Consider the following 21,810-nt stretch of genomic DNA (forward strand, 5'->3'; position numbering starts at 1 on the left):
CACCACAGGCAAGCGACAGGCGCCCTGCGGCTGAGCGTGAGACGGCCCCAGTCGGCGGCCCAGTCGGCGCCAGGCCTTGCACGCAAGATCCCGCATCCCTGTGGCAAGGCCATCCCGCGGCCTGCGCGCGCGTTGTCACATCAGCTTCGGACGGCGCGGGTTAGGAAATCTATTCGCCGCTTGGCAAAGCGCGAGCCGTCCCGGACCCCGCCATCGCGCCGCCGCGCGCTCAAGATCCGCCACCCTGGCGAGGACATAACGCGGCCCATGCCTTGGCGCGAACATCACGCGGCCCGTGCCGGCGTCGCTTCGGCACATCAGCTTCGGAAGGCATGGCTCATGGGGCGCGTTTTCGTCGCGCGGGACAACCCGAAAGCCGCCTTCGCCCGGTCGCGCGCACGAGATCGCACGCCCTTCGTCAGCACCAGCACCAGCACCAGCACCAGCACCAGCACCAGCACCAGCACCAGCACCAGCACCAGCACCAGCACCAGCACCAGCACCAGCACCAGCACCAGCCGAAGAGCATGTCCGCGCCGCGCAGGCGCGCAACCGCCAAATGCCCGCGCCACCGCCATCGCCGGACGGCGTGGCAGCAATCCTTCCCACGAGAAGATCACGCAGAACAATAGTCACTATCGGAAGGATACGGGTGGAAGGACGCAAGATTGGGAAAGACGCCGGGGGAAACGTGCGCCCTTGCGGGAACGTCCCGACACGAAGGGCTGACCAAGGCGCCGTGTCAGCCCCAACGCTCCCCCTCGTTCCGGGCCACCCTCTGGGGCCGAACGACCCGCTCCGCCCGGCCGATCCCCAAGGACCGCATGATCCGCCAAGCCCCAATGGTCTTCTCAGACGGAATGCGCGCGACGCCCGCGTAGCCCAGGCGGCCCTTTCGATCCGGCTGCGGTTTTCAGTCTCAGCGCTCCAGCAGCCCGGCAGTCGCCGCGCGCCTGTCTCGATGCGCGACCCGGCCGCGATGTTCGGTCTCGACGCGCCCGCAGGTCCAGCCGATCCGGCACGCCATATCCGGTCTCGCCCCGGACGTTCTGCCAGCCCCGGCGCCCGTCAACCGCGGCCACCGTCTCGACACGACCACACCCACAGCCCGAGGTTCCGCCCAAACGCGCCGTTCAGCCCTGAAGCCCCATCAACCACAGGGGCAGGGTCACGCATCCCAGCGCGGTCGATTGCGCAATCACCCCCGCCGCGAGGCTGCGATCGGCGCCGAAGACCGAGGCCAGCACATGCGCCGCCGACGCCGTGGGCAGGGCGGCGAAGACGACCAGCACGGCCGCGGCATCGGCCTCGAGCCCCATCAGGCGCACCGCGCCCAGCGTGAGCGCGGGCAACACCACCAGCTTGATGAGGCTGAGCCCACCCCGAAACGGGTCCAGCCGCGTCACCGCCCGGATCTCGAGCGCGGCCCCGATCGACAGAAGCGCCATCGGGATCGCCGCCTGCGCCAGAAGCCCCACCATCGGGGACAGCGGGTCGGGCAGATGCAGCCCCGCCGTAGCCATGCCGATCCCCAGCGTGCTGGCCAGCAGAAACGGGTTCAGCACCACCATCCGCGCCGTGGCCCCAAGCGACATCGACTGTCCGCGCGACATCGCCCCCACCGCCAGCAGATTGGCCAGCGGCACCGCGAAGCCGATGGCGATCGACATCAGCCCGCGCGCGCTTTCGGGCAGCGCCTGCACCGCCACGAGGCCGATTGCGGAATTGAACCGCCAGGCCGTCTGCCAGGCTCCGGCGAAATCGAGAAACCGCGCCGGCCCCAGCGGGCGCAGCAGCAGGCCCAGCCCGAAGCCCAGCAGGATGATCGCCCAGACCCCGCCGCCGATCACCGCCAGATCATTCAGCCCCGGCGCCCGGGCAGCGGCTGCCTGGAAGATCAGCGCCGGAAACAGGATCTGGAAATTCAGCCGGTCGATGCCTGCCCAGCCCGCATCGGGCACGAAACGGCGCATCACCACCCCCAGCCCGATCACCAGCGCATCGGGCAACAGCACGCCCAGAACCGGGCTCATGGCCAGATCGGCCGGGACGGACAGGTCATGGCGCCTCCGGGACAGGTTGCGGGTCGATCCCTGCCCCGCCTCTTGCCCCAGCCCCGCGCCGGAGAAAAGCGCAAACCGCGACCTTGTTGCACACCCGCACGGCGCAATGGCGAATTGCCAAGCCCGCCGCCGCCCCGGAAACTCGCCCCAGGGCAACATTATTTCGGCTTGCCCCCGGAGGAGGAAAGAATGGCAAACGTCAAATTCTTCAGCGGCGAGATGGTGCCGCTGGAAATGCACAAGGTCCGCATCGTCCAGAAACTGAACCTGCCGCCGATCGACGACCGGCTGAAGGCCGTCACCGAGGCCGGCAACAACACCTTCCTTCTCCAGAACCGCGACGTGTTCATGGACATGCTGACCGACAGCGGCGTGAACGCGATGAGCGACCAGCAGATGGCCGCGATGATGGTGGCCGATGACAGCTATGCCGGCTCGGCCACCTATACCCGGCTGGAAAGCAAGCTGCGCGAGCTGTTCGGGATGCATTACATCCTGCCCACCCACCAGGGCCGCGCCTGCGAGAACATCCTGTCGCAGGTTCTGGTGACGCCCGGCTCGATCGTGCCGATGAACTATCACTTCACCACGACCAAGGCGCATATCGTGCTCAACGGCGGCACGGTCGAGGAGATCATCACCGAGGCGGGCCTGGCGGTGACCTCGGATCTGCCGTTCAAGGGCGACATGGACGTGGCCGCGCTGGAACGTCTGGTGGCCGAGAACGGCCCCGAGAAGATCGCCTTCGTGCGCATCGAGGCCGGCACCAACCTGATCGGCGGCCAGCCGGTCTCGCTCGAGAACATGCGCGCGGTGCGCGCGGTCTGCGACCGGCACGGGCTGACGCTGGTCTATGACGCCAGCCTGATGGCCGACAACCTGCATTTCCTCAAGACGCGCGACCCCGCGCTCAAGGATCGCTCGATCCGCGAGATCACCCGCGAGATCGCCGATCTGTGCGACATCATCTATTTCTCGGCACGCAAGCTGGGCTGTGCGCGCGGCGGCGCGATCTGCATCCGCACCGAGGAGATGTATAACCGCATGCGCGCGCTGGTCCCGCTCTATGAGGGGTTCCTGACCTATGGCGGCATGTCGGTGCGCGAGATCGAGGCGCTGACCGTCGGGCTCGAGGAGACGATGGACGAGGACATGATCAGCCAGGGTCCGCAGTTCATCGCCTATATGGTGAACGAACTGGACCGCCGCGGCATTCCGGTCATCACGCCGGCGGGCGGTCTGGGCTGCCACATCGACGTGATGCGCTTCCTCGATCATGTGCCGCAGGCGCAATATTCGGCCGGGGCGCTGGCCTCGGCGCTCTATCTGGTGTCGGGCGTGCGCGGGATGGAACGCGGCACCCTGTCCGAGCAGCGCAACCCCGACGGCACCGAGCCGCTGGCCAACATGGAACTGGTGCGCCTGGCCATGCCGCGTCGGGTGTTCACGCTGAGCCAGGTGAAATACGCCATCGACCGGATCGACTGGCTCTGGCAGAACCGCGCGATCGTGGGCGGGCTGAAATTCATCGAAGAGCCCGAGATCCTGCGCTTCTTCTATGGCCGGCTGGCCCCGGTCAACGACTGGCAGGAGCGCCTGGTGGCCAAGTTCAAGGCCGATTTCGGCGACAGCCTCTGAGGGGCCGCGCCGCGCGTTTCGGGGCCCGGACCGCCGCCACGGTCCGGGCCCTTTGCTGTCCTGCGCCCCCCGGGATCTGCCTCCCCCGGCTTCTGCATGCCGGCGGCCGTCGCACGGCTGTCACCGAATTGCGCGACACCCGCCCCTGTGCCCCCCGCGCGCGCAATTCTCAGGAGAGCCCGATGCAGCCCCTTGCCTTTGCCCGTCCCGGCCGCTTCTTCCGGGGCAACCTGCACACCCATTCGAACCTGTCCGACGGCGCGCTTGCGCCGGCCGAGGTCTGTCGCCGTTACCGCGCGGAAGGCTATGATTTCATTGCGCTGACCGATCATTTCATCGGCGCTTACGGCTATCCCATCGCCGACACGCGCCCGTTTCGCAGCCCCGGCTTCACCACGCTTCTGGGCGCCGAGCTGCATTCCGGGGCGATGGAGAACGGCGAATTGTGGCACATCCTTGCGGTGGGGCTGCCGACGGATTTCGCCCCGGCCAGGGCGCCGGGCTTTGCGCCGGTCGAGGGCCAGGAGACCGGCCCCGAGATCGCCGCACGGGCGCGCGCGGCCGGGGCCTTCGTCGCCATCGCGCATCCGCAATGGTCGGGCCTGACGCTGGCGGATGCCCGCAGCCTTGCAGACGCGCATGCGGTCGAGGTCTATAACCACGGCTGCGCCACCGGCGCGGACCGGGCGGACGGGTTCCACACGCTGGACCTGTTGCTGTCGGAGGGGCGCGCGCTGACGCTGGTGGCCACCGATGACGCCCATTTCCACGGCCCCGACCATTTCGGCGGCTGGGTCATGGTCAAGGCGCTCGAGAACACCCCCGAGGCGCTGCTGGCGGCGCTGAAGGACGGCGCCTTCTATGCCACGCAGGGCCCGGCGCTGCATGACCTGCGTCTGGAGAACGGGACGGTCCATGTCGACAGCTCGGCCGTCACCACGGTGATCGTGCAAGGCGCGGGGTCGGCGGCCGATGCGGTGCAGGGCGAGGCGCTGACGCGCACCGATCTGGTGCTGGCGCGGGCTGCACACAGCCCCTGGCTCAGGGTCACCGTGATCGACCGCGCCGGGCGCCGGGCCTGGTCGAACCCGTTGCCCAACCCGGCGGCGGCGCAAGGGCGGGGCTGATCCCGCCGGGGTGCGGGGCCGGGTCGCCCCGCGCCCCGCGCCCCGAGCGTGGAGCAGGCTACTTGATCCCCGCCCGCAGGAAGGCCTGCACGAACTGGCGCTGGAAGGCCAGGAACAGGATCAGAAGCGGCGCGATCACCATCATCGTCGAGGCCGAGATGACCGAGATATCCACCCCGTTCTCGGGCGCGCCGAAGATCGACAGACCGACGGTCAGCGGCCGGGCGCTCGCGTTGTTGGTGACCACCAGCGGCCAGAGAAAATTGTTCCAATGCGTCGAGACCGAGACCAGCGCATAGGCCAGATAGGTCGGCCGCGCCGCCGGGACATAGACCCGCCACAGCACCCCCATCAGCGAACAGCCCTCGATGCGCGCGGCCTCGTCCAGTTCCTTCGGCACCGACTTGAACGCCTGGCGCATCAGGAAGATGCCGAAGGCCGAGGCCATGTAGGGCGCCCCGATCCCCAGGATCGTGTCGAGAAGCCCCAGCTGCGTGGCGATCTTGTAATTCTCGACGATCAGCACCTCGGGCAGGATGAAGAGCTGCAACAGGACCAGCACGAAGACGACATCCTTGCCGCGAAATTCCACCTGCGCGAAGGCAAATCCCGCCAGCGTCGTCAGCACGAATTGCCCGATCAGGACCGTCGTCACCAGGATCACGGAATTCAGGAAATAGCGCAGCCAGGGCGCGCCCTGCCAGGCGGTGCGGAAATTCTCCAGGGTCCAGGGGGCGGCGAGGTTGAAATTGACCGCATCCGTGCTGGCGTGGAAGGCCGCCCAGAAGGCAAAGGCCAGCGGCGAGATCCAGAGCACGGCCAGTGCCAGCGCCAGAAGCGGTTCGAGACGGTGCAGAAGGGTCATCGGTAATGGGTCCGGCGGTCGATCACGAAGAACTGGAAGGCCGCCAGCGCCCCCAGGACCGCCAGCATGAGCACGGTCATGGCCGCGGCGGCCGGCGCGTCGAAGAAGGCAAAGGCGTTTTCCCAGATGTAATAGAGGATCAGCTTCGAGGCATCCGACGGCCCGCCCTTGGTCAGGATGAACAGGTGGTCGATCAGCTTCACCGAATTGATCATCGCATTGACCAGGATGAACAGCGTCGTCGGCATCAGGAGCGGCAGCACGATCCGCCGGGTATAGGCCAGCCGCGAGGCCCCCTCGATCTGGGCGGCCTCGCGCAGGTCGGGCGGAATGGTCTGCAAGGCGGCCAGATAGAAGATCATGAAGAAGCCCGCCTCCTTCCAGATCGTCACCACGCAGACCGCCCAGAGCGCGGTCTCGGGCTGGCCCAGCCAATTGACCGAAGCCGCCCCGAACAGCGCGCCGATCTGATCGAGGACGCCGAAGCCGGGGGTATAGAAGAACAGCCACAGATTGGCCGCGGCGATCATCGGCAGGACGGTGGGCGTGAAATAGGCGGTGCGCACGAAGCTGCGGGCGGGGATCTTGGCATTGGCCCACAGCGCCATGGCCAGCGCCAGCAGGATCGACACCGGGATCGTGACGCCTGCGTAAAGAAGGTTGTTCTTGGCCACCAGCCAGAAGGTCGGATCGTCGAACAGGCGCTGGTAATTCTCGAGCCCCACGAATTCGGTGGGACGCCGCCTTGTGCCGCGCGAGAACAGGCTGGCCCAGAAGGTGGCCACCGTGGGGTAGAAGGCAAAGGTCGTCAGCATCGCAAGCGCAGGCGTCAGCAGCAGCCATCCGTGGATGGCCTGAGCGCGGCGGCGAAGACGGTGGGGGTCGGACATCGGGGGCGGCCTTGGCGGAAGACCGGCACCGGGGATAACCGGCGCCGGTCTTTGGGGATCAGGGGCGCGCGGGCGCTCAGCGATAGGCGGCCAGCAGACGCTCGGCGGCGGCCTGGGCCTCGGCCAGCGCCGCGGCGGGCGCCTTGGTGCCGGTCAGCGCCGACTGGATGGCGTTGTTCAGCCCCTCGCGCACGCGGGCGGTCTCGAAGGTCGAGAATTCGGCGACCGCATGTTCAAGCTGATCGCGCGCAACCAGCGCCGGGGGGAATTCGGCGGTATAGGCCTTGAGCGCGTCGGTCTCGTAGGCGGCCGGCGACACCCCCATGTAGCCCGTGGCGATCGACCATTCGGCCGCCTTTTCCGGCGAGGTCATGAATTGCACCAGCTTCAGCGCGGCGGCTTTCTCGGCGTCGGTCGCGTCCTTGAACAGGTAGAAGTTGCCGCCGCCGGTGGGCGAGCCCAGACGGGTATGCGCGGGCAGCATCGCCACGCCGAAATCGAAGCTGGCGTTATTCTTCACCGCGGTCAGGTTGCCGGTCGAATGCCACATCATCGCGGTCTTGCCCTCGAGGAAGGCCTGGCGCAGCGTGCCCCATTCGACGGTGCCTTCGGGCATGATGCCATGCTCGGTCGACAGCGATTTCCAGAATTCCAGCGTCTCGAGCACGGCCGGATCGTCGAAATAGGTGGTCAGCCCGTCGTTCGACATCAGCTCCTTGCCGTTCTGGATCGCCAGCGCCTGGAACATCCAGTAGGGATAGCCGGTCGAGGGGATCATCAGCCCGTAATGGTCGTCATTGGTCAGGGCCTTGCCCATCTCGACCATCTCGTCCCAGGTGGTGGGCGCCTTTTCCGGGTCGAGACCGGCTTCGCGGAACATGTCCTTGTTGTAATAGGCGACGATGGTCGAACGCTGGAACGGCACGCCCCAGGTCTTGCCCTCGATCCGGCCATTGGCCATCAGCGCCGGATAGAAGCTGTCCAGCCAGCCCTTGTCCTCTTCGGCGATCACATCGTCGAAGGGCACGATCAGATCCTGTTCGATCAGGTCATAGGCGTCGATCGAGAACATCACCGCCAGCTGCGCCGGCTCGCCCGAATTCAGCGCCGACAGCGCCTTGATCCGGGTGTCGTCATAATTGCCGGCATAGATCGCGTTGACCTTGATGTCGGGGTTGGCGGTCTCGAATTCGGCGACCATGGCGTCGACCACCTGGGTCAGCGGACCGCCGACGGAGATCGGGTAATACATGGTCAGTTCGGTTTCGGCCGCAGCCGGCAGGGCAAGCGCGGTGCCGGCGGCAAGCATCAGGGCGGCAGGTGCGTGGCGAAGCATGGGGCTTCCTCTCGGTTTGGTGGACAGCGGGAAAAGGGGGGGGCAGGCGCCTTGCGGCGATCACGGAGAGGGCGCGACAGGCGCCGGATGTCCCCGCGATCCGGGGGCGGGTCGCTCTCGTGCCCTGCCCGTCTGGGCATCGAAGAGAACCCGGTGTTCTTCGGGCAGCGACAGGCCGATCTGCTGGCCCGGCTGCCAGGCGGCATGGCCCGGCACCGACACGATCAGCCCGCGCCCGGCGGGATGGGCGACGATCAGATGGGTCTCGGCGCCCATGTATTCGACCTCGCGCAGGGTGCCGGTCAGATGTGCCGCCCCTGCGGGCGCCAGCGCCAGATGTTCGGGGCGCAGACCGACCAGCGCGCCGGGCCTGCCCAGCGCCGCGCCCTCGACGATGGCCATGGGCGGATCGCCGATGAATTCGGCCGCGAAGGTGCTGACAGGCGCGGCATAGAGCGCGCGCGGCGTGGCGATCTGCTCGACCTGGCCATCGCGCATCAAGACGACATGGGTCGACAGCGACATCGCCTCGGTCTGGTCATGGGTGACATAGACCAGCGTCAGCCCCAGCCGGCGCTGAAGCGCCTTGATGTCGCGCCGCACCGAATGGCGCAGCTTGGCGTCCAGGTTCGACAGCGGCTCGTCCATCAGGCAGAGCGGATGGCCCGAGACCACCGCCCGCGCCAGCGCGACCCGCTGGCGCTGCCCGCCCGACAGCGCGGCGGGCTTGCGCCCCTCGAGCCCCTCGAGCCCCAGCATCGCCACCGCCTCGGCCAGCTTGTGCGCGCGCGTTGCCCGCGGCACCCGGCGCACCCGCATGCCGAACAGGATATTCTCGCGCACGCTCAGATGCGGAAACAGCGCATAGGACTGGAACACCATCGACAGCCCCCGGTCCGCCGGCGGCAGCCCGGTCACGTCGCGCCCCCCGATCCGCACGCGGCCGGCGTCGGGCATCTCCAGCCCCGAGATCAGCCGCAGCAGCGTGGACTTGCCGCAGCCCGACGGCCCCAGGATCGAGACGAAGGCGCCTTCGGGCACCGCAAGCGACACGTCGCGCACGCCGCCGCGCCCGTCCCATTGGCGGGTGACGCCCTCGAGGGTGACGAATGGCGGCTGCTGCGTCATGGCCGGGCCTCCTGCGCTTCGCTGGCGATGATCACCCGCGCGCCCAGCGGCGCCAGAAGCGCGCCGGCAGCGCCTTCGGGGCGGCGGTCCAGCACGATCAGATCCTGTGCCTCGAGCCGGCCGCCCACCGCCGCGGCCCGGCGCCCGAACTTGCTGCAATCGGCCACCAGAACCGCGCGCCGGCTGCCGGCCCGGATCTGCTCGCGCACGCGCACCTCGGGTTCGTGAAAGTCGAGAAGGCTGCCGTCGCTGTCGATGCCGCCGACCCCATAGATGCCGATATCAGCCCGATAGGCGGCAAACATCTCGAGCGCGGCCGCGCCCAGGATGTCGAGATCGGGCAGGCGCAATTCGCCGCCCGGCAGGATGATGCGATGCGCGCCGTTCCCCGACAGCGCCAGCGCGGCGTTGAGGTTGTTGGTCACGACCGTCAGCCCCTCGCGGTCGGCCAGCGCATGGGCGACAAGGGCGGGCGTCGTGCCGATCGAGATGAAGACGGTGGCGCCATCGGGCACCAGCGCGGCGGTGGCGCGGGCGATGGCCTGCTTGGCCTCGAGGTTGAGCACCGAACGCGCCGCATAGGGCATGTTGGCGCTGCCGTCGATGAATTCGGCCCCGCCATGCAGCCGGCGCAGCTTGGCGTCCTCGCACAGCGCGTTCAGGTCGCGCCGGATCGTATGCGCCGACACGCCCAACTCGGCGGCCAGGCTGTCGACCATCACCCGTCCCTGACGCTGCGCGGCCGCAAGAATCATCGAACGCCTGTCCATAAGCGCACCTCCCATGCTCAAGTGAGCACAGCGCCGTGACGCCCCGATGACAGCGCGCAGGGGCGCCACCCCCCCGCACCAACCAGCCCCGAGCAGCCCCGCGAAGGTGCGACCAGACGGCCCCGCAGGCTGTCGCCAATCCGTTACATGGCCCACCTATGACGGGCCGAAATGGATCCTTTCGTGTCATGATCTCTGCCCATCCCCTTGCCCTTTCCCTCCGTGGCCTGCGCATGGCCTACGGCGACCAGGTGGTTCTTGACGGGATCGACCTTGATCTGCCGAAAGGCCAGGTTCTGGCCCTTCTGGGCGCGTCAGGGTCGGGCAAGACCACGCTTCTGCGGCTGGTGGCGGGGCTGTTGATGCCGACGGCCGGCACGGTCGAGATCGCCGGGCAGACCGTGGCCGCGCCCGAACGCGGCGTCGTGCTGCCGCCCGAAAAGCGCGGGCTGGGCATGGTGTTTCAGGATTACGCGCTCTGGCCGCATCTTTCGGTGGCGCGCAATGTCGCCTTCCCGCTGGAGATGCAGCGCCTGCCCGCGGCCGAGCGCGCCGCCCGCGTCACCCAGGCGCTGGCGCGGGTGGGGCTGGGCGATCTGGCCGACCGCCGCCCGTCGGAATTGTCGGGCGGACAGCAGCAGCGGGTGGCCATCGCGCGCGCCATCGTGGGGGCGCCGCCGCTGGTCCTTTTCGACGAGCCCCTGTCCAATCTGGACCGCGAATTGCGCGAGGGCATGGTCGAGGATCTGGCCGCGCTGGTGGCCAATCTCGAGCTGTCGGCGGTCTATGTCACCCATGACCACGCCGAGGCGCTGGCGCTGGCCGACCGGATCGCGGTGATCCATCGCGGCGGCATCGCGCAGCTGGCCAGCCCGGCCGAGCTGATCGACCGCCCCGCCAGTGCCGCCGTGGCCGAGTTCCTGCGGCTGGGCACGCTGCTGCCCGCGCGCTGCAGCGACGGGGAATGGGTGATCAAGGGCACGGATATCGCGCTGGGGCCGGGCCCCGATGCGGCGGCGGCGCAGGTTCTGCTGCCCGAACGCAGCCTGGCGCCCGGCACCCATGGCCCGGCGCAATTGCGCGCCGAAGTGCGCAGCATGCAGGTGCGCAACACCGGCTTTGCCCTGTCCCTGACGATTGCCGGCACCGACCTGCCGGTGCGGTTGCTCAGTGCCCATCCCGCCCGTCCGGGCGAGATGCTCGCCCTGTCCTATTCACCCGACGCCCTGCGGTGGTTTCCCCAGGCGGGATAGACCGGCCATCGCATGTCCAACCTCCAAGGGAGCTTTCTCATCATGAAAACCGGATTTCTTGCCGCGCTTCTGGCCCTGGCCGCCGGTGCCGCCCAGGCCGATGTCACCATCTATTCGGCCGGCCCCGGCGGGCTGATCAAGGATCTGTCCGCGGGCTTCACCGCCAAGACCGGCATCCAGACCAACGTCTTTCAGGCCACCACCGGCAAGGTCATGGCCCGTCTCGAGGCCGAGGCCGCCAACCCGGTTGCCGATGTGGTGATCTCGGCCGCGTGGGGGACGGCGACGCAATTTGCCGAAGAAGGGCTGCTGCTCGACTATGACAGCCCCAATGCCGCCACCGTGCCCGATTACCTGAAGATGCCGGGCGCCGTGGCGCAGGGCGTGGCGGGCCTGGTCATCGCCTGGAACCCCGCCTCGGGCACGCCCCGGCCCAGCGATTGGGCCGATCTGGCCAAACCCGAATACAAGGATCTGGTGACGCTGCCCGATCCGGCGGCCTCGGGCGGCACCTTCACCCTGGTCGAAGCCTTTGTCGCCAATGGCATGACCGACGTTCTGGAAGGTCTGGCCGCCAATGGCGCCATCGTCGCCGGGGCCAACAAGGCGGCGCTGAACCCAGTGCTTCAGGGCGCCAAGGCGGCCGTCTTTGCCGGTGTGGACTACATCACCATGGGCGCCGCCGCCAAGGGCGAGACCGTCGAGGCGATCTTCCCGACCTCGGGCACCGTCGTGGCGCCGCGTCCGATGATGATCCTGAAATCGACCGAGAATGCCGACGACGCCAAGGCCTTTGTCGATTATGTGCTGTCCGAGGAAGGCCAGGCCATGGTCGCCAAGGTGTTCCTGATGCCCTCGCGCACCGACATCACCGCCGACCGCCCGCTGATCGGCGACCTGAAGCTGCTGCCGACCGAGGGCGCGCCCGCGCGTGAGGCGGTTCTGGCCACCTTCTCGGGCCTGTTCAACTGATGGCGGCGGGCACGGCGGCGGCCGGCTCGCAGGGCAGCCGGACCTTCCTGTGGGTCTCGGTGCTTGGCCTGCTGCTTGTCGTCGCGCTGCCCGCGCTGTTCATCGTCCTGGTGGCGATCTTCCCCAGGATCGGGAGCGGCTCGCTGGCCGCTCCCTTCGTGCATCTGATCGACACGCTGGCCGATCCCGATCTGGCGCGGCTGGGCGGCAACACGCTGCTGATGGGCGCCGGCACGGTGAGCGTGGCCGCCCTTCTGGCGGTGCCGCTGGCCGCGCTGCGGGCGCTGTTCCGGGTGCCGGGCGCGCTCTTGTGGGACGTGCTGATGCTGGTGCCCTTCATGATCCCGCCCTATATCGCGGCGCTGAGCTGGATCATGACCTTGCAGCCGCGCGGCTACATGGAACAACTGACCGGGGTCAACCTGGGCTGGCTGCTGTTCTCGGTGCCGGGGATCATGATCCTGATGGCGCTGAACACCTTTCCGGTGGTCTATTTCATTCTCTCGCGCACCTTCGAGACGGTGGGCGCGCGCTATTCCGATGTCGGACGGGTGTTCGGCGCCGGGCCCTGGCGGGCCTTTGCCCGCATCACGCTGCCGCTGGCCACGCCCGGCATCGCCGCCAGCCTGCTGCTGGTCTTTGCCATGACCATCGAGGAATACGGCACCCCCGCCGCGCTGGGCCGGCGCATCGGCTTCGAGGTGCTGGTGACGGGGATCGAGAACCGGGTGTCGGAATGGCCCATCGACCTGCCCGGCGCGGCCACGCTGTCTCTGGTGCTGGTGACGATGGCGCTGGCGGCCTTCGTGCTGCAACGCTGGCTGCTGAGCCGGCGCGACTTCCGCATCATCGGCGGCAAGCCCCAGATGATCGTCAAGCGCCCCTTGGGCGGCTGGACGGTGCCGGTGGTGCTGCTCTTTGCGCTGGTCTCGAGCTTGGCGACGCTCATCCCCGTGCTGGCGATCCTGGCCTCGGCGCTCTGCCGCACGATCTCGGGCGGGCTGCGCCCGGCCAACATGGGGCTCGACAATTTCGCAGCGCTTCTCGATGCCGGCGGATCGGGGCTGACCGCGCTGGGCCATTCGCTGGCGCTGGGCGGGGGCACGGCGGTGGTGGCGGGCCTTCTGGGCGCGATCACCGCCTATGCGGTGGTCAAGGGCCGCGGGCGGATGCGCGGCTTTCTGGACGGGCTGTCGCTGACCCCGAACGCCATGCCGGGCGTGGTGGTGGCCGTCGGCATCATCCTGGCCTGGAACCAGCCCTGGCTGCCGCTGTCGCCCTATAACACGCCGCTGATCCTGCTGCTGGCCTATACCTGCATCCTGCTGCCCCAGCCCGTGCGCTATGCCAATGCCGCGCTCTCGCAGCTGGGCGACAATCTGGAAGCGGCGGCGCAGGTTTCGGGGGCGGGGGCGAACCGCGCCTTCCTGCGGATCGTGCTGCCGCTGATCGCGCCCAGCATCCTGACCTCGATGATCCTGGTCTTCGCCGTCGCCTCGCGCGAGCTGGTCGCCTCGCTGCTGGTCGCGCCGATCGGTTTCGAGACCATCGCCGTCTATATCTGGCGGCAGTTCGATCAGGGCTCGGTGGGGATGGGCATGACCATGGCCTTCTGCGCCATCGTCATCACCACGCTGATCCCGCTGGCGCTGATTGCGGTGCTGCGCCGGCTGTCGCGGCAGGGTGCGCCCGGCCTGCACCCGGCCTGAGCGCGCGCCCTTCCCCCCCCGAACTGGCCGTTTTGCCCGGCGCGCGACTGTGCTAGGCGGGGCGGCAAGACCGCGACCGCGCCAGGAGGGGGCACAGATGAACCACGCGCAGACATCCGACAGGGCCGCCGCGGCCGCACGCCTGTCGGTCGCCCCGATGATGGATGGAATTGAAGAGTAAAAAAGTTCTAATAAGAACAGAATATTGCACTGTTGCTTCGGCGAATGTTGCTCCACAATTTCTCTATTGGACACCGGCTACACTTGTCAATAGCGTTAGCTTCAAAATTTTGGTATGTTTTTGCGGCGCGCTTTGGGAGAAGAAGCCATGTACATTCGCAAAAAAACGCGCATTTCGAGAGTTGGTCGGGCTTCTAAGAAGCATAGAGGAGGACCGTGACAACATCGAAGCTGTAAGAGAACTGAATCGCAGGTTGATCGATCTCTTGCTCGCAGGCGAAAAAGCAATCGCACGCCATACAGCTGAGAAGAAGGAATTGCGTAGGCGACTCAAGAACGACAGGCCCTCTAGAGTTGAGGCTGATTTGTTGCGCCGCAAAATCAAGCTTACAGACGTATACATCAGGGCACAGAATGATCAAGTGTACGTTTGGAAGTGTTTTGGCGACGCGCTAGCATTTACTTACCTCGATCCATTGTCGATCAAGCACATGTTTTTCGATACTACGAAATACGAGGTGAAACGAGGCGCCGGGCAGCTTGGAGGCAAAAGCGGGCTGATCGCAGAAATGAGTGTGCTCGATGATGCGCTCAATAACGGGATGCCTGCGATATTATGCGATCTCACAAACACTCTCAGGTTTGGCGACATATGTCTGCTGGGAGAATCTGACCCTTTTCCCATCGAAGTAAAGACAACACCCGGCCTTAACCAGCGGGGAAAGCGGCAAAAGGCGAAGCTTGAAGAACTGCATAGCTTTCTTGAAAATGACAACGCCAACGACTTTCGTGGCTTTAGGGGGTCTACGAATAGAATTGTTTCTGGCGAACTCAAATACTACGACGACGCTCTCAACGCTACCATCGAGCGCGCGCACTCAGAGGGTTTTGCCACATGCTCTCCTGAGGCCGGCTTCAGTATTGCCTGTATCAAAACGGGTGAACTGTCCGAAAAGTTTGAACTTGATCAGCTTTTTGAATCTCTGGACTTGGATGCGCCCGAGATATTCGACCTAAATCACTTTAAGAATGGCCATGGGTGGGCTTTCTACTTACCCTTCTTGCTAACCATTCGAAATTCAGAACATATATTAGAATTTCTGTAAGGCAGAATTTACATCCTTGTCTTCATAGAGGGAAAATTGCTGGCGAGGCGTTTCGAGCAAGATGGTTGGGAAGTGCGATACAGACCAAACGAGCAGTACTCGATTCAATGCCTGCACAGCGAAACAGGCGCCTATTATGGAGTATCCTCGCAATTCATTGCTCGCGCCGCATTTGAAATGTTGTCGTTCGACAGCATTGTCTCCACCCAAAACGTGATGCCGAACCATCTTCAGGACATAGCTGAGCATGCAAGGAGCGGGATTGAAGCAGCGGAATTCAGAGAGCGATTAGTCGAAACCCTCGGGGAGGATGATGAGTGGGTGGAGCGCATTATTTCTGCGCAAGTGCGGGCTAGAAGCGACGATTAAGGAGTGCTGCATCTGGAACGCTATTGTCCGCCCCATCTCGGACGGGAGCGACAAAGCGGAACAACAAACAACATTTTGGAACAACTTTTGTTGCTCCGACTGCATATTGTGGCTCATTTCCGCTCGTTGTGTATGCTAGAACGCACGGCATCGAAACCCATGGTCTGACAAGTGACTGTAAAAATTAAACAAAAATCCGAGCGAGGCGCACGCCTGTCGGTGGCCCCGATGATGGACTGGACCGACCGCCACTGCCGGCGCTTTCACCGCGCCATCAGCTCCGAGGCGCTGCTCTATTCGGAAATGGTGACCGCCCCGGCGGTCATCCACGGCGACCGCGAACGCCTGCTGGGCCACGACGGCGACGGGCCGGTGGCGTTGCAGCTGGGGGGCTCGGACCCCGCCGAGCTGGGCCAGGCGACCCGCATCGCCGCCGACTGGGGCTATGACGAGATCAACCTCAATTGCGGCTGCCCCTCGGACCGGGTGCAATCGGGCGCCTTCGGGGCGGTGCTGATGAAGACGCCCGAGCTGGTGGCCGAGTGTCTGGCCGCGATGATGGCCGAAAGCCCGGTTCCGGTCACGCTCAAATGCCGCATCGGCGTCGACGACCAGGAACCGCGCGAGATCCTGCCCGCCCTGATCGAGCGGCTACGCGGCATCGGCCTGCGCCGGCTGACGATCCATGCCCGCAAGGCCTGGCTTCAGGGGCTCAGCCCCAAGGACAACCGCGAAATCCCGCCGCTGGATTATCCGCTGGTGCTGGAGATGAAGCGCGCCTTTCCCGATCTTCACATCTCGCTCAACGGCGGCGTGGGCAGCCTGGCCGAGGCCGAGGCGCTGCTGGCGCAGGGGCTGGACGGGGTGATGGTGGGCCGCGCCGCCTATGCCGAGCCCTTCAACATCCTGGGCGCGGCCGATGCCCGGCTGTGGGGGCATGCCAGGACGGCCGATCCCTTTGCCGTGGCCCGTGCGATGGAACCCTGGATCGAGGCGCATCTGGCGCGGGGCGGGCGGCTGCATCAGGTCACGCGCCACATGCTGGGGCTGTTTCATGGCCGCCCCGGCGCGCGCGGCTGGCGGCGCATCCTGTCCGAACGCGCCACGGGCGACGGTGCGGGCCTTGAGGTCTATCGCGCCGCGCTGGCCGCCGTGCGCCCCGGCTGACGCGCGTCTGCCCAGCCGGCCCCCCGCCGGGCCCTGCCCCCGGCTGACCCCCGCACCCGCCGGCCCCGCACCCGCCTGACCCCGCACCTGCCTGACCCCGCGCGACGCTTGTCACGCGCCCCGCCGGCGCATAGGTTTGTCGCGCCCCGTTCCGGGGCCACAAGCGGCCCAAGCCGCGCGGGCAGACCTTCCGGGAGACTTTGCATGCAGGACCGCCATCGGGGACGTGTGATCGGCGCTGCGCTGGGGCTGGCGCTGGGCCTTGCGCAGGGGACGCTGCCCGCCGCGGCCGAGGTGCTGCTCAAGCAATACGACAACGGCGGCATCTACGAGGGCGAATTCCGCAACGGCGTCCAGCACGGGCACGGCCGCTACCGCCTGCCCTCGGGCTATGATTACGAAGGCGACTGGGTCGAGGGCCGGATCGAGGGCCAGGGCCGCGTGCGCTATCCCGACGGGTCCGTCTACGAGGGCCATTTCACCGACGGCAAGCCCGACGGCCAGGGCCGCATCGCCTATCCCGACGGCTCGACCTATGACGGCGACTGGCAAGCCGGCGAGATCACCGGCCAGGGCCGCGCCAGCTATGCCAATGGCGCGCTCTACGAGGGCGGCTTTCGCCGCGCGCTGCACCACGGCAAAGGGCGGCTGTCGAACCCCTCGGGCTATGTCTACGAAGGCGACTGGGTCGCCGGCCGCAAGGAAGGCCAGGGCCGCATCACCTTCCCCGACGGCGCCATCTACGAAGGCCCGATGAAGGCCGACCAGCCCGAGGGCCAGGGCCGGCTGACCCTGCCCGACGGCATGATCTACGAGGGCGGCTTCCACGCCGGGCAGATGTCGGGCCACGGCAAGCTGACCCAGCCCACGGGCGATGTCTACGAAGGGCTGATGCTGGACGGGCGGCGGCAGGGCTCGGGCAAGGTGAGCTATGCCAACGGCGATATCTACGAGGGCGGCTTTGCCGAGGACCGCCGCCACGGCCAGGGCGTCTTCCGCGGCACCGACGGCTATGTCTACGAAGGCGAATGGAAGGCCGGCCGCATCGAGGGCCAGGGCCGCGTCACCTATCCCGACGGCACGATCTACGAAGGCCGGTTCGCCAATGATCTGCCGCAGGGCCAGGGGCGGATCACCTATCCCGACGGCTCGTGGTACGAAGGCAACTGGAACGCCGGCGAGATCGACGGCGAGGGCGAGGCACATTATGCCTCGGGGCTGGTCTATCGCGGCGCGTTCCGCGCCGGGCGCACGCAGGGGCGCGGGGTGATGACCTATCCCGACGGCTATTCCTATGACGGCGACTGGGTGGACGGGCTGCGCGAAGGGCAAGGCACGGCGCTCTATGCCGACGGCACCCGCTACGAGGGCGCCTTTGCCCGCGGCCGCCGCGAGGGCCTGGGTCGCATCGTGATGCCCGACGGGTTCATCTACCAGGGCGCGTGGCGCGCCGGCGAGATCGAGGGCCAGGGCCGCGCCGAATATCCCAATGGCGATGTCTACGAGGGCGGCTTTCGCGCCGGGCAGCGCTGGGGCAAGGGCGTGCTGACGCGCAAGGACGGCGGCCGGCTGGAGGGCTATTGGCAGGCCGATCGCTGGCTGGGCACCACGCCCCCGCCCGCCGAGACCGAAAGCGCCGCGGACACGGAGCAGGCCGAGACCGCAGCAGAGACGCCCGCGCAGGGGCCGCAAAGCGATCCCGCGGCCGCAAGCCCCACCACGGCAAACCCTGCCGCCGCAGACCCCGCCGCCGCCGCCCCCGCGGCGGGCGCGACCAGCACCACCCCGGCCAGCCCGGACGAGACCCCCTCACCCGCGACGCTGGCGCCGGGCGGGGAATGACGGGCGGGACGTGACGGGCGGAGAATGATGGACCACCGCTCCCGCGCTCGCGCCGCTCCCGCGCTCGCGCCGCTCCCGCGCTCGCGCCGTTCCCGCGCTGCCTTTCTCTTTGGCGAATTGCCCTGCGCATCGGCAGAGCCCGCCCGCGGCCCCGCGCGCGGGCCGCACGTCCGCCCCGCGCCATTGACGGGGCGCCAGCGCGTGCCGCTCTGTCGCGGGGAACCCCGGCCGCAACTTTGCGCCGGCCCTTCTTGTCCGGGCCCGACCGCATGGCCCCTCAGCGCAGAGGATTGAAATGCCGCTCTATGCCTATCGCTGCGAAGATTGCACCGCCGAATTCGAGAAGCTGGTATCGCTGGGCGCCGAGGAACCGCCCGCCTGCCCAGAATGCGGCAGCACGCGCCTGAGCCGGCTTCTGTCGCGGGTGGCGCGGCCCGGCCAGACCGACAAGATCATTTCCGGGGCGCGCAAGCTGGCCAAGGCCGAGGGGCATTTCTCGAACTATTCCCGCGCCGAACGCAAGGATGCCAAGATCTGATCGCACAAGATCGCCGCACCGGGCGGCGCGCGCGCGCACCGGACGGTGGCGCGCGCGGGACGATCATCTGGAACGCATTCGCCCCCATTCACGGCAGGCCAAAATGCAAACGGCGCCCCCAAAGGAGGGCGCCGTTCGATTCGTCGATCCATGCGTGCCGCCGGGAAGACCCCGGCAGAACGCCAAAGGGATCAGGCGGCTTCGGTGATGAATTTCACCGCGTCGCCGAAGGTCTGGATGGTCTCGGCCGCGTCGTCCGGGATCTCGATGCCGAACTCTTCCTCGAAAGCCATCACCAGTTCCACGGTGTCAAGGCTGTCGGCGCCCAGATCGTCGATGAACGAGGCAGCCTCGGTCACCTTGTCTTCCTCGACGCCAAGATGTTCGACGACAATCTTCTTCACGCGCTCAGCGATGTCGCTCATGTCCAGTCCTCAATTTCAGGGCTTGCGCCCGATCGCTAATGTCCCTGCTCGTTCCGAGCGGCTCGTTGCCCGGCAGGCTGCGTCGGCATCCTGCGAAGCCACCGACAGGCACGGAGCCCCCCGGCCGGTCCCTGCCGCCTATAGCATGTTCGAGATCGAAGGCAACCCGTTTCGCACCCCGGAAGGGGTCGGCGGGCGACCTGTCGCGGCCCGAACGTGCCCCGGCGACCGGGAGGGCTTACACCATGTCCATGCCGCCGTTGACGTGCAGCGTGGTGCCGGTGACATAGCCCGCCTCGGGGCTGGCCAGATAGAGCACCGCCGCGGCGATCTCCTCGGGGGTGCCCATGCGGCCCGCGGGGATGGCGCCCAGGATGCGCCCCTTCTGGTCGTCGTTGAGCTTGTCGGTCATCGGCGTGGCGATGAAGCCCGGCGCCACGCAATTGACGGTGATGCCGCGGCCCGCCACTTCCTGGGCCAGCGCCTTGGACATGCCGGTCAGCCCGGCCTTGGCGGCGCAGTAATTGCCCTGGCCGGGATTGCCGGTCGTGCCCACGATCGAGGTGATGTTGACGATCCGGCCCCAGCGCGCCTTCATCATCGGGCGCATGACCCCGCGGCACAGCCGGAAAGCCGAGGTCAGGTTGACCTCGAGCACCTGCGCCCAATCGTCATCGGACATGCGCATGAACAGCTGGTCGCGGGTGATGCCGGCGTTGTTGACCAGGATGTCGAGCCCGCCCATCGCCTCGACCGCGCGTTTGGGCAGTTCCTCGACCGAGGCCGCCTCGCCCAGGTTGGCGGTCAGCACATGTGCGCGGTCGCCCAGCTTCTCGGCCAGTTCCTGAAGCGGCGCCGCGCGCGTGCCCGACAGCGCCACCGTCGCCCCGGCCGCATGCAGCGCCTCGGCGATCGCGCCGCCAATCCCGCCCGAAGCGCCGGTCACCAGCGCCGTCTTCCCCGTCAGATCGAACATTCATGCCTCCTACATTCCGGCTCCGGGCTCCCTTAGCAGCCGATCCGCGGGGTTTCCATATCCTTGCGGCGCTTGCGTGGAATGGCCGCGAAGCCCCGGGGCGGCCGCATGCGCCGCACCCGCGGGCTCGCTGCGGGCGTGGACAAGCGCCGCCGCCCCCCGCTAAAGGAAGGGCATCACGACTGCGGAGGCCCCACCCATGCCCGTCATCACCACCATCGACGACCTGCGCCAACTGCACCGCAAGCGCACGCCGAAGATGTTCTACGATTACGCCGAAAGCGGCAGCTACACCGAACAGACCTTCCGCGACAACATCTCGGATTTCGCGGAAATCCGCCTGCGCCAGAAGGTGGCGGTGGACATGTCGGGCCGGTCGATCGCGGGCGAGATGGTGGGCGAGACCGTCGCCATGCCGGTGGCGCTGGCGCCGGTGGGGCTGACGGGAATGCAATGCGCCGACGGCGAGATCAAGGCCGCGCGCGCCGCCGAACGCTTTGGCGTGCCCTTCGCGCTGTCGACCATGTCGATCTGCTCGATCGAGGACGTGGCCGCGCATACCTCGAAACCCTTCTGGTTCCAGCTTTACGTCATGCGCGACGAGGACTTCGTGGATGCCATCCTCGAGCGCGCGCGCAAGGCGGGCTGTTCGGCGCTGGTGCTGACGCTTGACCTGCAAATCCTGGGCCAGCGGCACAAGGATCTCAAGAACGGGCTCTCGGCGCCGCCCAAGCTGACGCTGCCGGTGCTGATGGACATGGCGCTGAAATGGGAATGGGCCGTCGGCATGCTGGGAACGAAGCGGCGCAGCTTCGGCAATATCGTCGGCCACGCCAAGGGCGTCACCGATGCCTCGTCGCTGTTTTCCTGGACGGCCGAGCAATTCGACCCCTGCCTGGACTGGGACAAGATCGCGCGCATCCGCGACAAATGGGGCGGCAAGCTGATCCTGAAGGGGATCCTGGACGCCGAGGACGCCCGCCGCGCCGCCGATTTCGGGGCCGATGCGATCATCGTGTCGAACCACGGCGGCCGGCAGCTTGACGGGGCGCTGTCCTCGATCCGCATGCTGCCCGAGATCGTCCGCGCCGTCGGCGGCAAGACCGAGGTTCATATCGACGGCGGCATCCGCTCGGGTCAGGACGTGCTCAAGGCGCTGGCGCTGGGGGCCAAGGGCACCTGGATCGGCCGGCCCTACATCAACGGGCTGGGCGCGATGGGCGAGAAGGGCGTGATGAAGGCGCTCGAGATCATCGCCAAGGAAATGGATATCACCATGGCGCTGTGCGGCGAAAAGAACGTGTCCGACATGACGCGCGAGAACCTGCTGGTGCCCAAGGGCTTCTTCGACCGCTACGCATGAGCCCCGCACAGGGCGTGGGGGCCGCCTGCCCCCGCGCCGCTGCAAAAGCGCCGCGCACGGGTCATTTGACCTTGCAATCACGGCCTTTCCCCT

The 21,810-nt window shown here is 67.3% G+C and carries 20 protein-coding genes; 11 read left to right on the forward strand and 9 right to left on the reverse strand.

Features of this window, described 5'->3' with window-relative positions:
• Nucleotides 1-317: 317 nt before the first annotated feature.
• Together BW949_RS17165 and BW949_RS08785 are read right to left on the reverse strand one after the other, a co-directional pair.
• Complete coding sequence (locus BW949_RS17165) at nt 318-599, reverse strand: hypothetical protein (protein ID WP_179747539.1); 282 nt, start codon at nt 597-599, stop codon at nt 318-320.
• Between the two features lie 534 nt (nt 600-1,133).
• Entirely contained in the window at nt 1,134-2,033 is a 900-nt protein-coding gene (locus BW949_RS08785; protein ID WP_083947676.1) for an AEC family transporter, read from the reverse strand.
• Between the two features lie 219 nt (nt 2,034-2,252).
• Between BW949_RS08785 and BW949_RS08790 the strand changes: the two genes are divergently transcribed.
• Nucleotides 2,253-3,701, forward strand: a complete 1,449-nt coding sequence (locus BW949_RS08790; RefSeq protein WP_076365205.1) for a tryptophanase — start codon at nt 2,253-2,255, stop codon at nt 3,699-3,701.
• Nucleotides 3,702-3,883: 182 nt separating this feature from the next.
• Nucleotides 3,884-4,828, forward strand: coding sequence for a PHP domain-containing protein (locus BW949_RS08795; protein WP_076365207.1), 945 nt, complete (start codon nt 3,884-3,886; stop codon nt 4,826-4,828).
• Nucleotides 4,829-4,886: 58 nt separating this feature from the next.
• On the opposite strand, the gene BW949_RS08800 is transcribed toward BW949_RS08795, so the two are convergent.
• The 5 genes from BW949_RS08800 to BW949_RS08820 all read right to left on the reverse strand — a co-directional run bounded on the left by BW949_RS08800 (nt 4,887) and on the right by BW949_RS08820 (nt 9,802).
• Nucleotides 4,887-5,693 (reverse strand): carbohydrate ABC transporter permease, encoded by an 807-nt coding sequence (locus tag BW949_RS08800; RefSeq protein WP_076365209.1) that lies wholly within the window; start codon nt 5,691-5,693, stop codon nt 4,887-4,889.
• A complete protein-coding gene (locus BW949_RS08805; RefSeq protein WP_076365211.1) occupies nt 5,690-6,583 on the reverse strand; it encodes a carbohydrate ABC transporter permease in 894 nt (297 codons plus the stop codon). The genes BW949_RS08800 and BW949_RS08805 overlap by 4 nt, the downstream gene beginning before the upstream one ends.
• Nucleotides 6,584-6,659: 76 nt before the next feature.
• Nucleotides 6,660-7,919, reverse strand: coding sequence for an ABC transporter substrate-binding protein (locus BW949_RS08810; protein ID WP_076365213.1), 1,260 nt, complete (start codon nt 7,917-7,919; stop codon nt 6,660-6,662).
• Between the two features lie 60 nt (nt 7,920-7,979).
• Complete coding sequence (locus BW949_RS08815) at nt 7,980-9,047, reverse strand: ABC transporter ATP-binding protein (RefSeq protein ID WP_076365215.1); 1,068 nt, start codon at nt 9,045-9,047, stop codon at nt 7,980-7,982.
• Nucleotides 9,044-9,802 carry a DeoR/GlpR family DNA-binding transcription regulator gene (locus BW949_RS08820; protein ID WP_159440057.1) on the reverse strand — a complete coding sequence of 253 codons (759 nt, stop codon included), beginning with the start codon at nt 9,800-9,802 and terminating at the stop codon, nt 9,044-9,046. The genes BW949_RS08815 and BW949_RS08820 overlap by 4 nt, the downstream gene beginning before the upstream one ends.
• 248 nt (nt 9,803-10,050) lie before the next feature.
• Between BW949_RS08820 and BW949_RS08825 the strand changes: the two genes are divergently transcribed.
• The 8 genes from BW949_RS08825 to BW949_RS08855 all read left to right on the forward strand — a co-directional run bounded on the left by BW949_RS08825 (nt 10,051) and on the right by BW949_RS08855 (nt 18,953).
• Complete coding sequence (locus BW949_RS08825) at nt 10,051-11,070, forward strand: ABC transporter ATP-binding protein (RefSeq protein ID WP_235816253.1); 1,020 nt, start codon at nt 10,051-10,053, stop codon at nt 11,068-11,070.
• Nucleotides 11,071-11,112: 42 nt separating this feature from the next.
• The gene (locus BW949_RS08830) at nt 11,113-12,042 is read left to right on the forward strand and encodes an extracellular solute-binding protein (protein WP_076365221.1); all 930 of its coding nucleotides are present in this window, start codon (nt 11,113-11,115) and stop codon (nt 12,040-12,042) included.
• Nucleotides 12,042-13,751 carry an ABC transporter permease gene (locus BW949_RS08835; protein ID WP_076365223.1) on the forward strand — a complete coding sequence of 570 codons (1,710 nt, stop codon included), beginning with the start codon at nt 12,042-12,044 and terminating at the stop codon, nt 13,749-13,751. Before BW949_RS08830 ends, BW949_RS08835 begins: the two co-directional genes overlap by 1 nt.
• A gap of 164 nt (nt 13,752-13,915) precedes the next feature.
• Nucleotides 13,916-15,037, forward strand: a complete 1,122-nt coding sequence (locus BW949_RS16780; protein ID WP_143524430.1) for a hypothetical protein — start codon at nt 13,916-13,918, stop codon at nt 15,035-15,037.
• Between the two features lie 36 nt (nt 15,038-15,073).
• The gene (locus BW949_RS16785) at nt 15,074-15,406 is read left to right on the forward strand and encodes a hypothetical protein (RefSeq protein WP_143524431.1); all 333 of its coding nucleotides are present in this window, start codon (nt 15,074-15,076) and stop codon (nt 15,404-15,406) included.
• 171 nt (nt 15,407-15,577) lie between these two features.
• On the forward strand, nt 15,578-16,573 hold the full coding sequence (gene dusA / locus BW949_RS08845) for a tRNA dihydrouridine(20/20a) synthase DusA (protein WP_268875846.1): 996 nt from the start codon (nt 15,578-15,580) through the stop codon (nt 16,571-16,573).
• A gap of 204 nt (nt 16,574-16,777) precedes the next feature.
• The gene (locus tag BW949_RS08850) at nt 16,778-18,415 is read left to right on the forward strand and encodes an MORN repeat-containing protein (protein WP_083947677.1); all 1,638 of its coding nucleotides are present in this window, start codon (nt 16,778-16,780) and stop codon (nt 18,413-18,415) included.
• Nucleotides 18,416-18,710: 295 nt separating this feature from the next.
• Entirely contained in the window at nt 18,711-18,953 is a 243-nt protein-coding gene (locus BW949_RS08855; RefSeq protein ID WP_076365230.1) for an FmdB family zinc ribbon protein, read from the forward strand.
• Nucleotides 18,954-19,144: 191 nt separating this feature from the next.
• Here BW949_RS08855 and BW949_RS08860 read toward each other — a convergent pair whose 3' ends face one another.
• Together BW949_RS08860 and fabG are read right to left on the reverse strand one after the other, a co-directional pair.
• Nucleotides 19,145-19,378, reverse strand: coding sequence for an acyl carrier protein (locus BW949_RS08860; protein WP_076365232.1), 234 nt, complete (start codon nt 19,376-19,378; stop codon nt 19,145-19,147).
• Nucleotides 19,379-19,616: 238 nt separating this feature from the next.
• Nucleotides 19,617-20,354 (reverse strand): 3-oxoacyl-ACP reductase FabG, encoded by a 738-nt coding sequence (gene fabG / locus BW949_RS08865; RefSeq protein ID WP_076365234.1) that lies wholly within the window; start codon nt 20,352-20,354, stop codon nt 19,617-19,619.
• A gap of 199 nt (nt 20,355-20,553) precedes the next feature.
• Here fabG and BW949_RS08870 point away from each other — a divergent pair, with 199 nt between their 5' ends.
• Entirely contained in the window at nt 20,554-21,717 is a 1,164-nt protein-coding gene (locus tag BW949_RS08870; protein WP_076365236.1) for an alpha-hydroxy acid oxidase, read from the forward strand.
• Nucleotides 21,718-21,810: the final 93 nt, after the last annotated feature.

Origin of the sequence: Phaeovulum vinaykumarii (assembly GCF_900156695.1) — a bacterium.
Classification (GTDB): Bacteria; Pseudomonadota; Alphaproteobacteria; order Rhodobacterales; family Rhodobacteraceae; genus Bieblia_A; species Bieblia_A vinaykumarii.

What these genes read in the sequence shown, in the direction of transcription:
- BW949_RS08855 (WP_076365230.1), top strand. Translation starts at nt 18,711, where the DNA reads ATGCCGCTCTATGCCTATCGCTGCGAAGATTGCACCGCCGAATTCGAG.
- BW949_RS08870 (WP_076365236.1), top strand. Translation starts at nt 20,554, where the DNA reads ATGCCCGTCATCACCACCATCGACGACCTGCGCCAACTGCACCGCAAG.
- BW949_RS08830 (WP_076365221.1), top strand. Translation starts at nt 11,113, where the DNA reads ATGAAAACCGGATTTCTTGCCGCGCTTCTGGCCCTGGCCGCCGGTGCC.
- BW949_RS08810 (WP_076365213.1), bottom strand. Translation starts at nt 7,919, where the DNA reads ATGCTTCGCCACGCACCTGCCGCCCTGATGCTTGCCGCCGGCACCGCG.
- BW949_RS08815 (WP_076365215.1), bottom strand. Translation starts at nt 9,047, where the DNA reads ATGACGCAGCAGCCGCCATTCGTCACCCTCGAGGGCGTCACCCGCCAA.
- BW949_RS08785 (WP_083947676.1), bottom strand. Translation starts at nt 2,033, where the DNA reads ATGAGCCCGGTTCTGGGCGTGCTGTTGCCCGATGCGCTGGTGATCGGG.
- BW949_RS08820 (WP_159440057.1), bottom strand. Translation starts at nt 9,802, where the DNA reads ATGATTCTTGCGGCCGCGCAGCGTCAGGGACGGGTGATGGTCGACAGC.
- BW949_RS08800 (WP_076365209.1), bottom strand. Translation starts at nt 5,693, where the DNA reads ATGACCCTTCTGCACCGTCTCGAACCGCTTCTGGCGCTGGCACTGGCC.
- BW949_RS16780 (WP_143524430.1), top strand. Translation starts at nt 13,916, where the DNA reads ATGGAATTGAAGAGTAAAAAAGTTCTAATAAGAACAGAATATTGCACT.
- BW949_RS08790 (WP_076365205.1), top strand. Translation starts at nt 2,253, where the DNA reads ATGGCAAACGTCAAATTCTTCAGCGGCGAGATGGTGCCGCTGGAAATG.
- BW949_RS08860 (WP_076365232.1), bottom strand. Translation starts at nt 19,378, where the DNA reads ATGAGCGACATCGCTGAGCGCGTGAAGAAGATTGTCGTCGAACATCTT.
- BW949_RS08795 (WP_076365207.1), top strand. Translation starts at nt 3,884, where the DNA reads ATGCAGCCCCTTGCCTTTGCCCGTCCCGGCCGCTTCTTCCGGGGCAAC.
- BW949_RS08805 (WP_076365211.1), bottom strand. Translation starts at nt 6,583, where the DNA reads ATGTCCGACCCCCACCGTCTTCGCCGCCGCGCTCAGGCCATCCACGGA.
- BW949_RS08825 (WP_235816253.1), top strand. Translation starts at nt 10,051, where the DNA reads ATGGCCTACGGCGACCAGGTGGTTCTTGACGGGATCGACCTTGATCTG.
- BW949_RS08850 (WP_083947677.1), top strand. Translation starts at nt 16,778, where the DNA reads ATGCAGGACCGCCATCGGGGACGTGTGATCGGCGCTGCGCTGGGGCTG.
- BW949_RS08835 (WP_076365223.1), top strand. Translation starts at nt 12,042, where the DNA reads ATGGCGGCGGGCACGGCGGCGGCCGGCTCGCAGGGCAGCCGGACCTTC.
- fabG (WP_076365234.1), bottom strand. Translation starts at nt 20,354, where the DNA reads ATGTTCGATCTGACGGGGAAGACGGCGCTGGTGACCGGCGCTTCGGGC.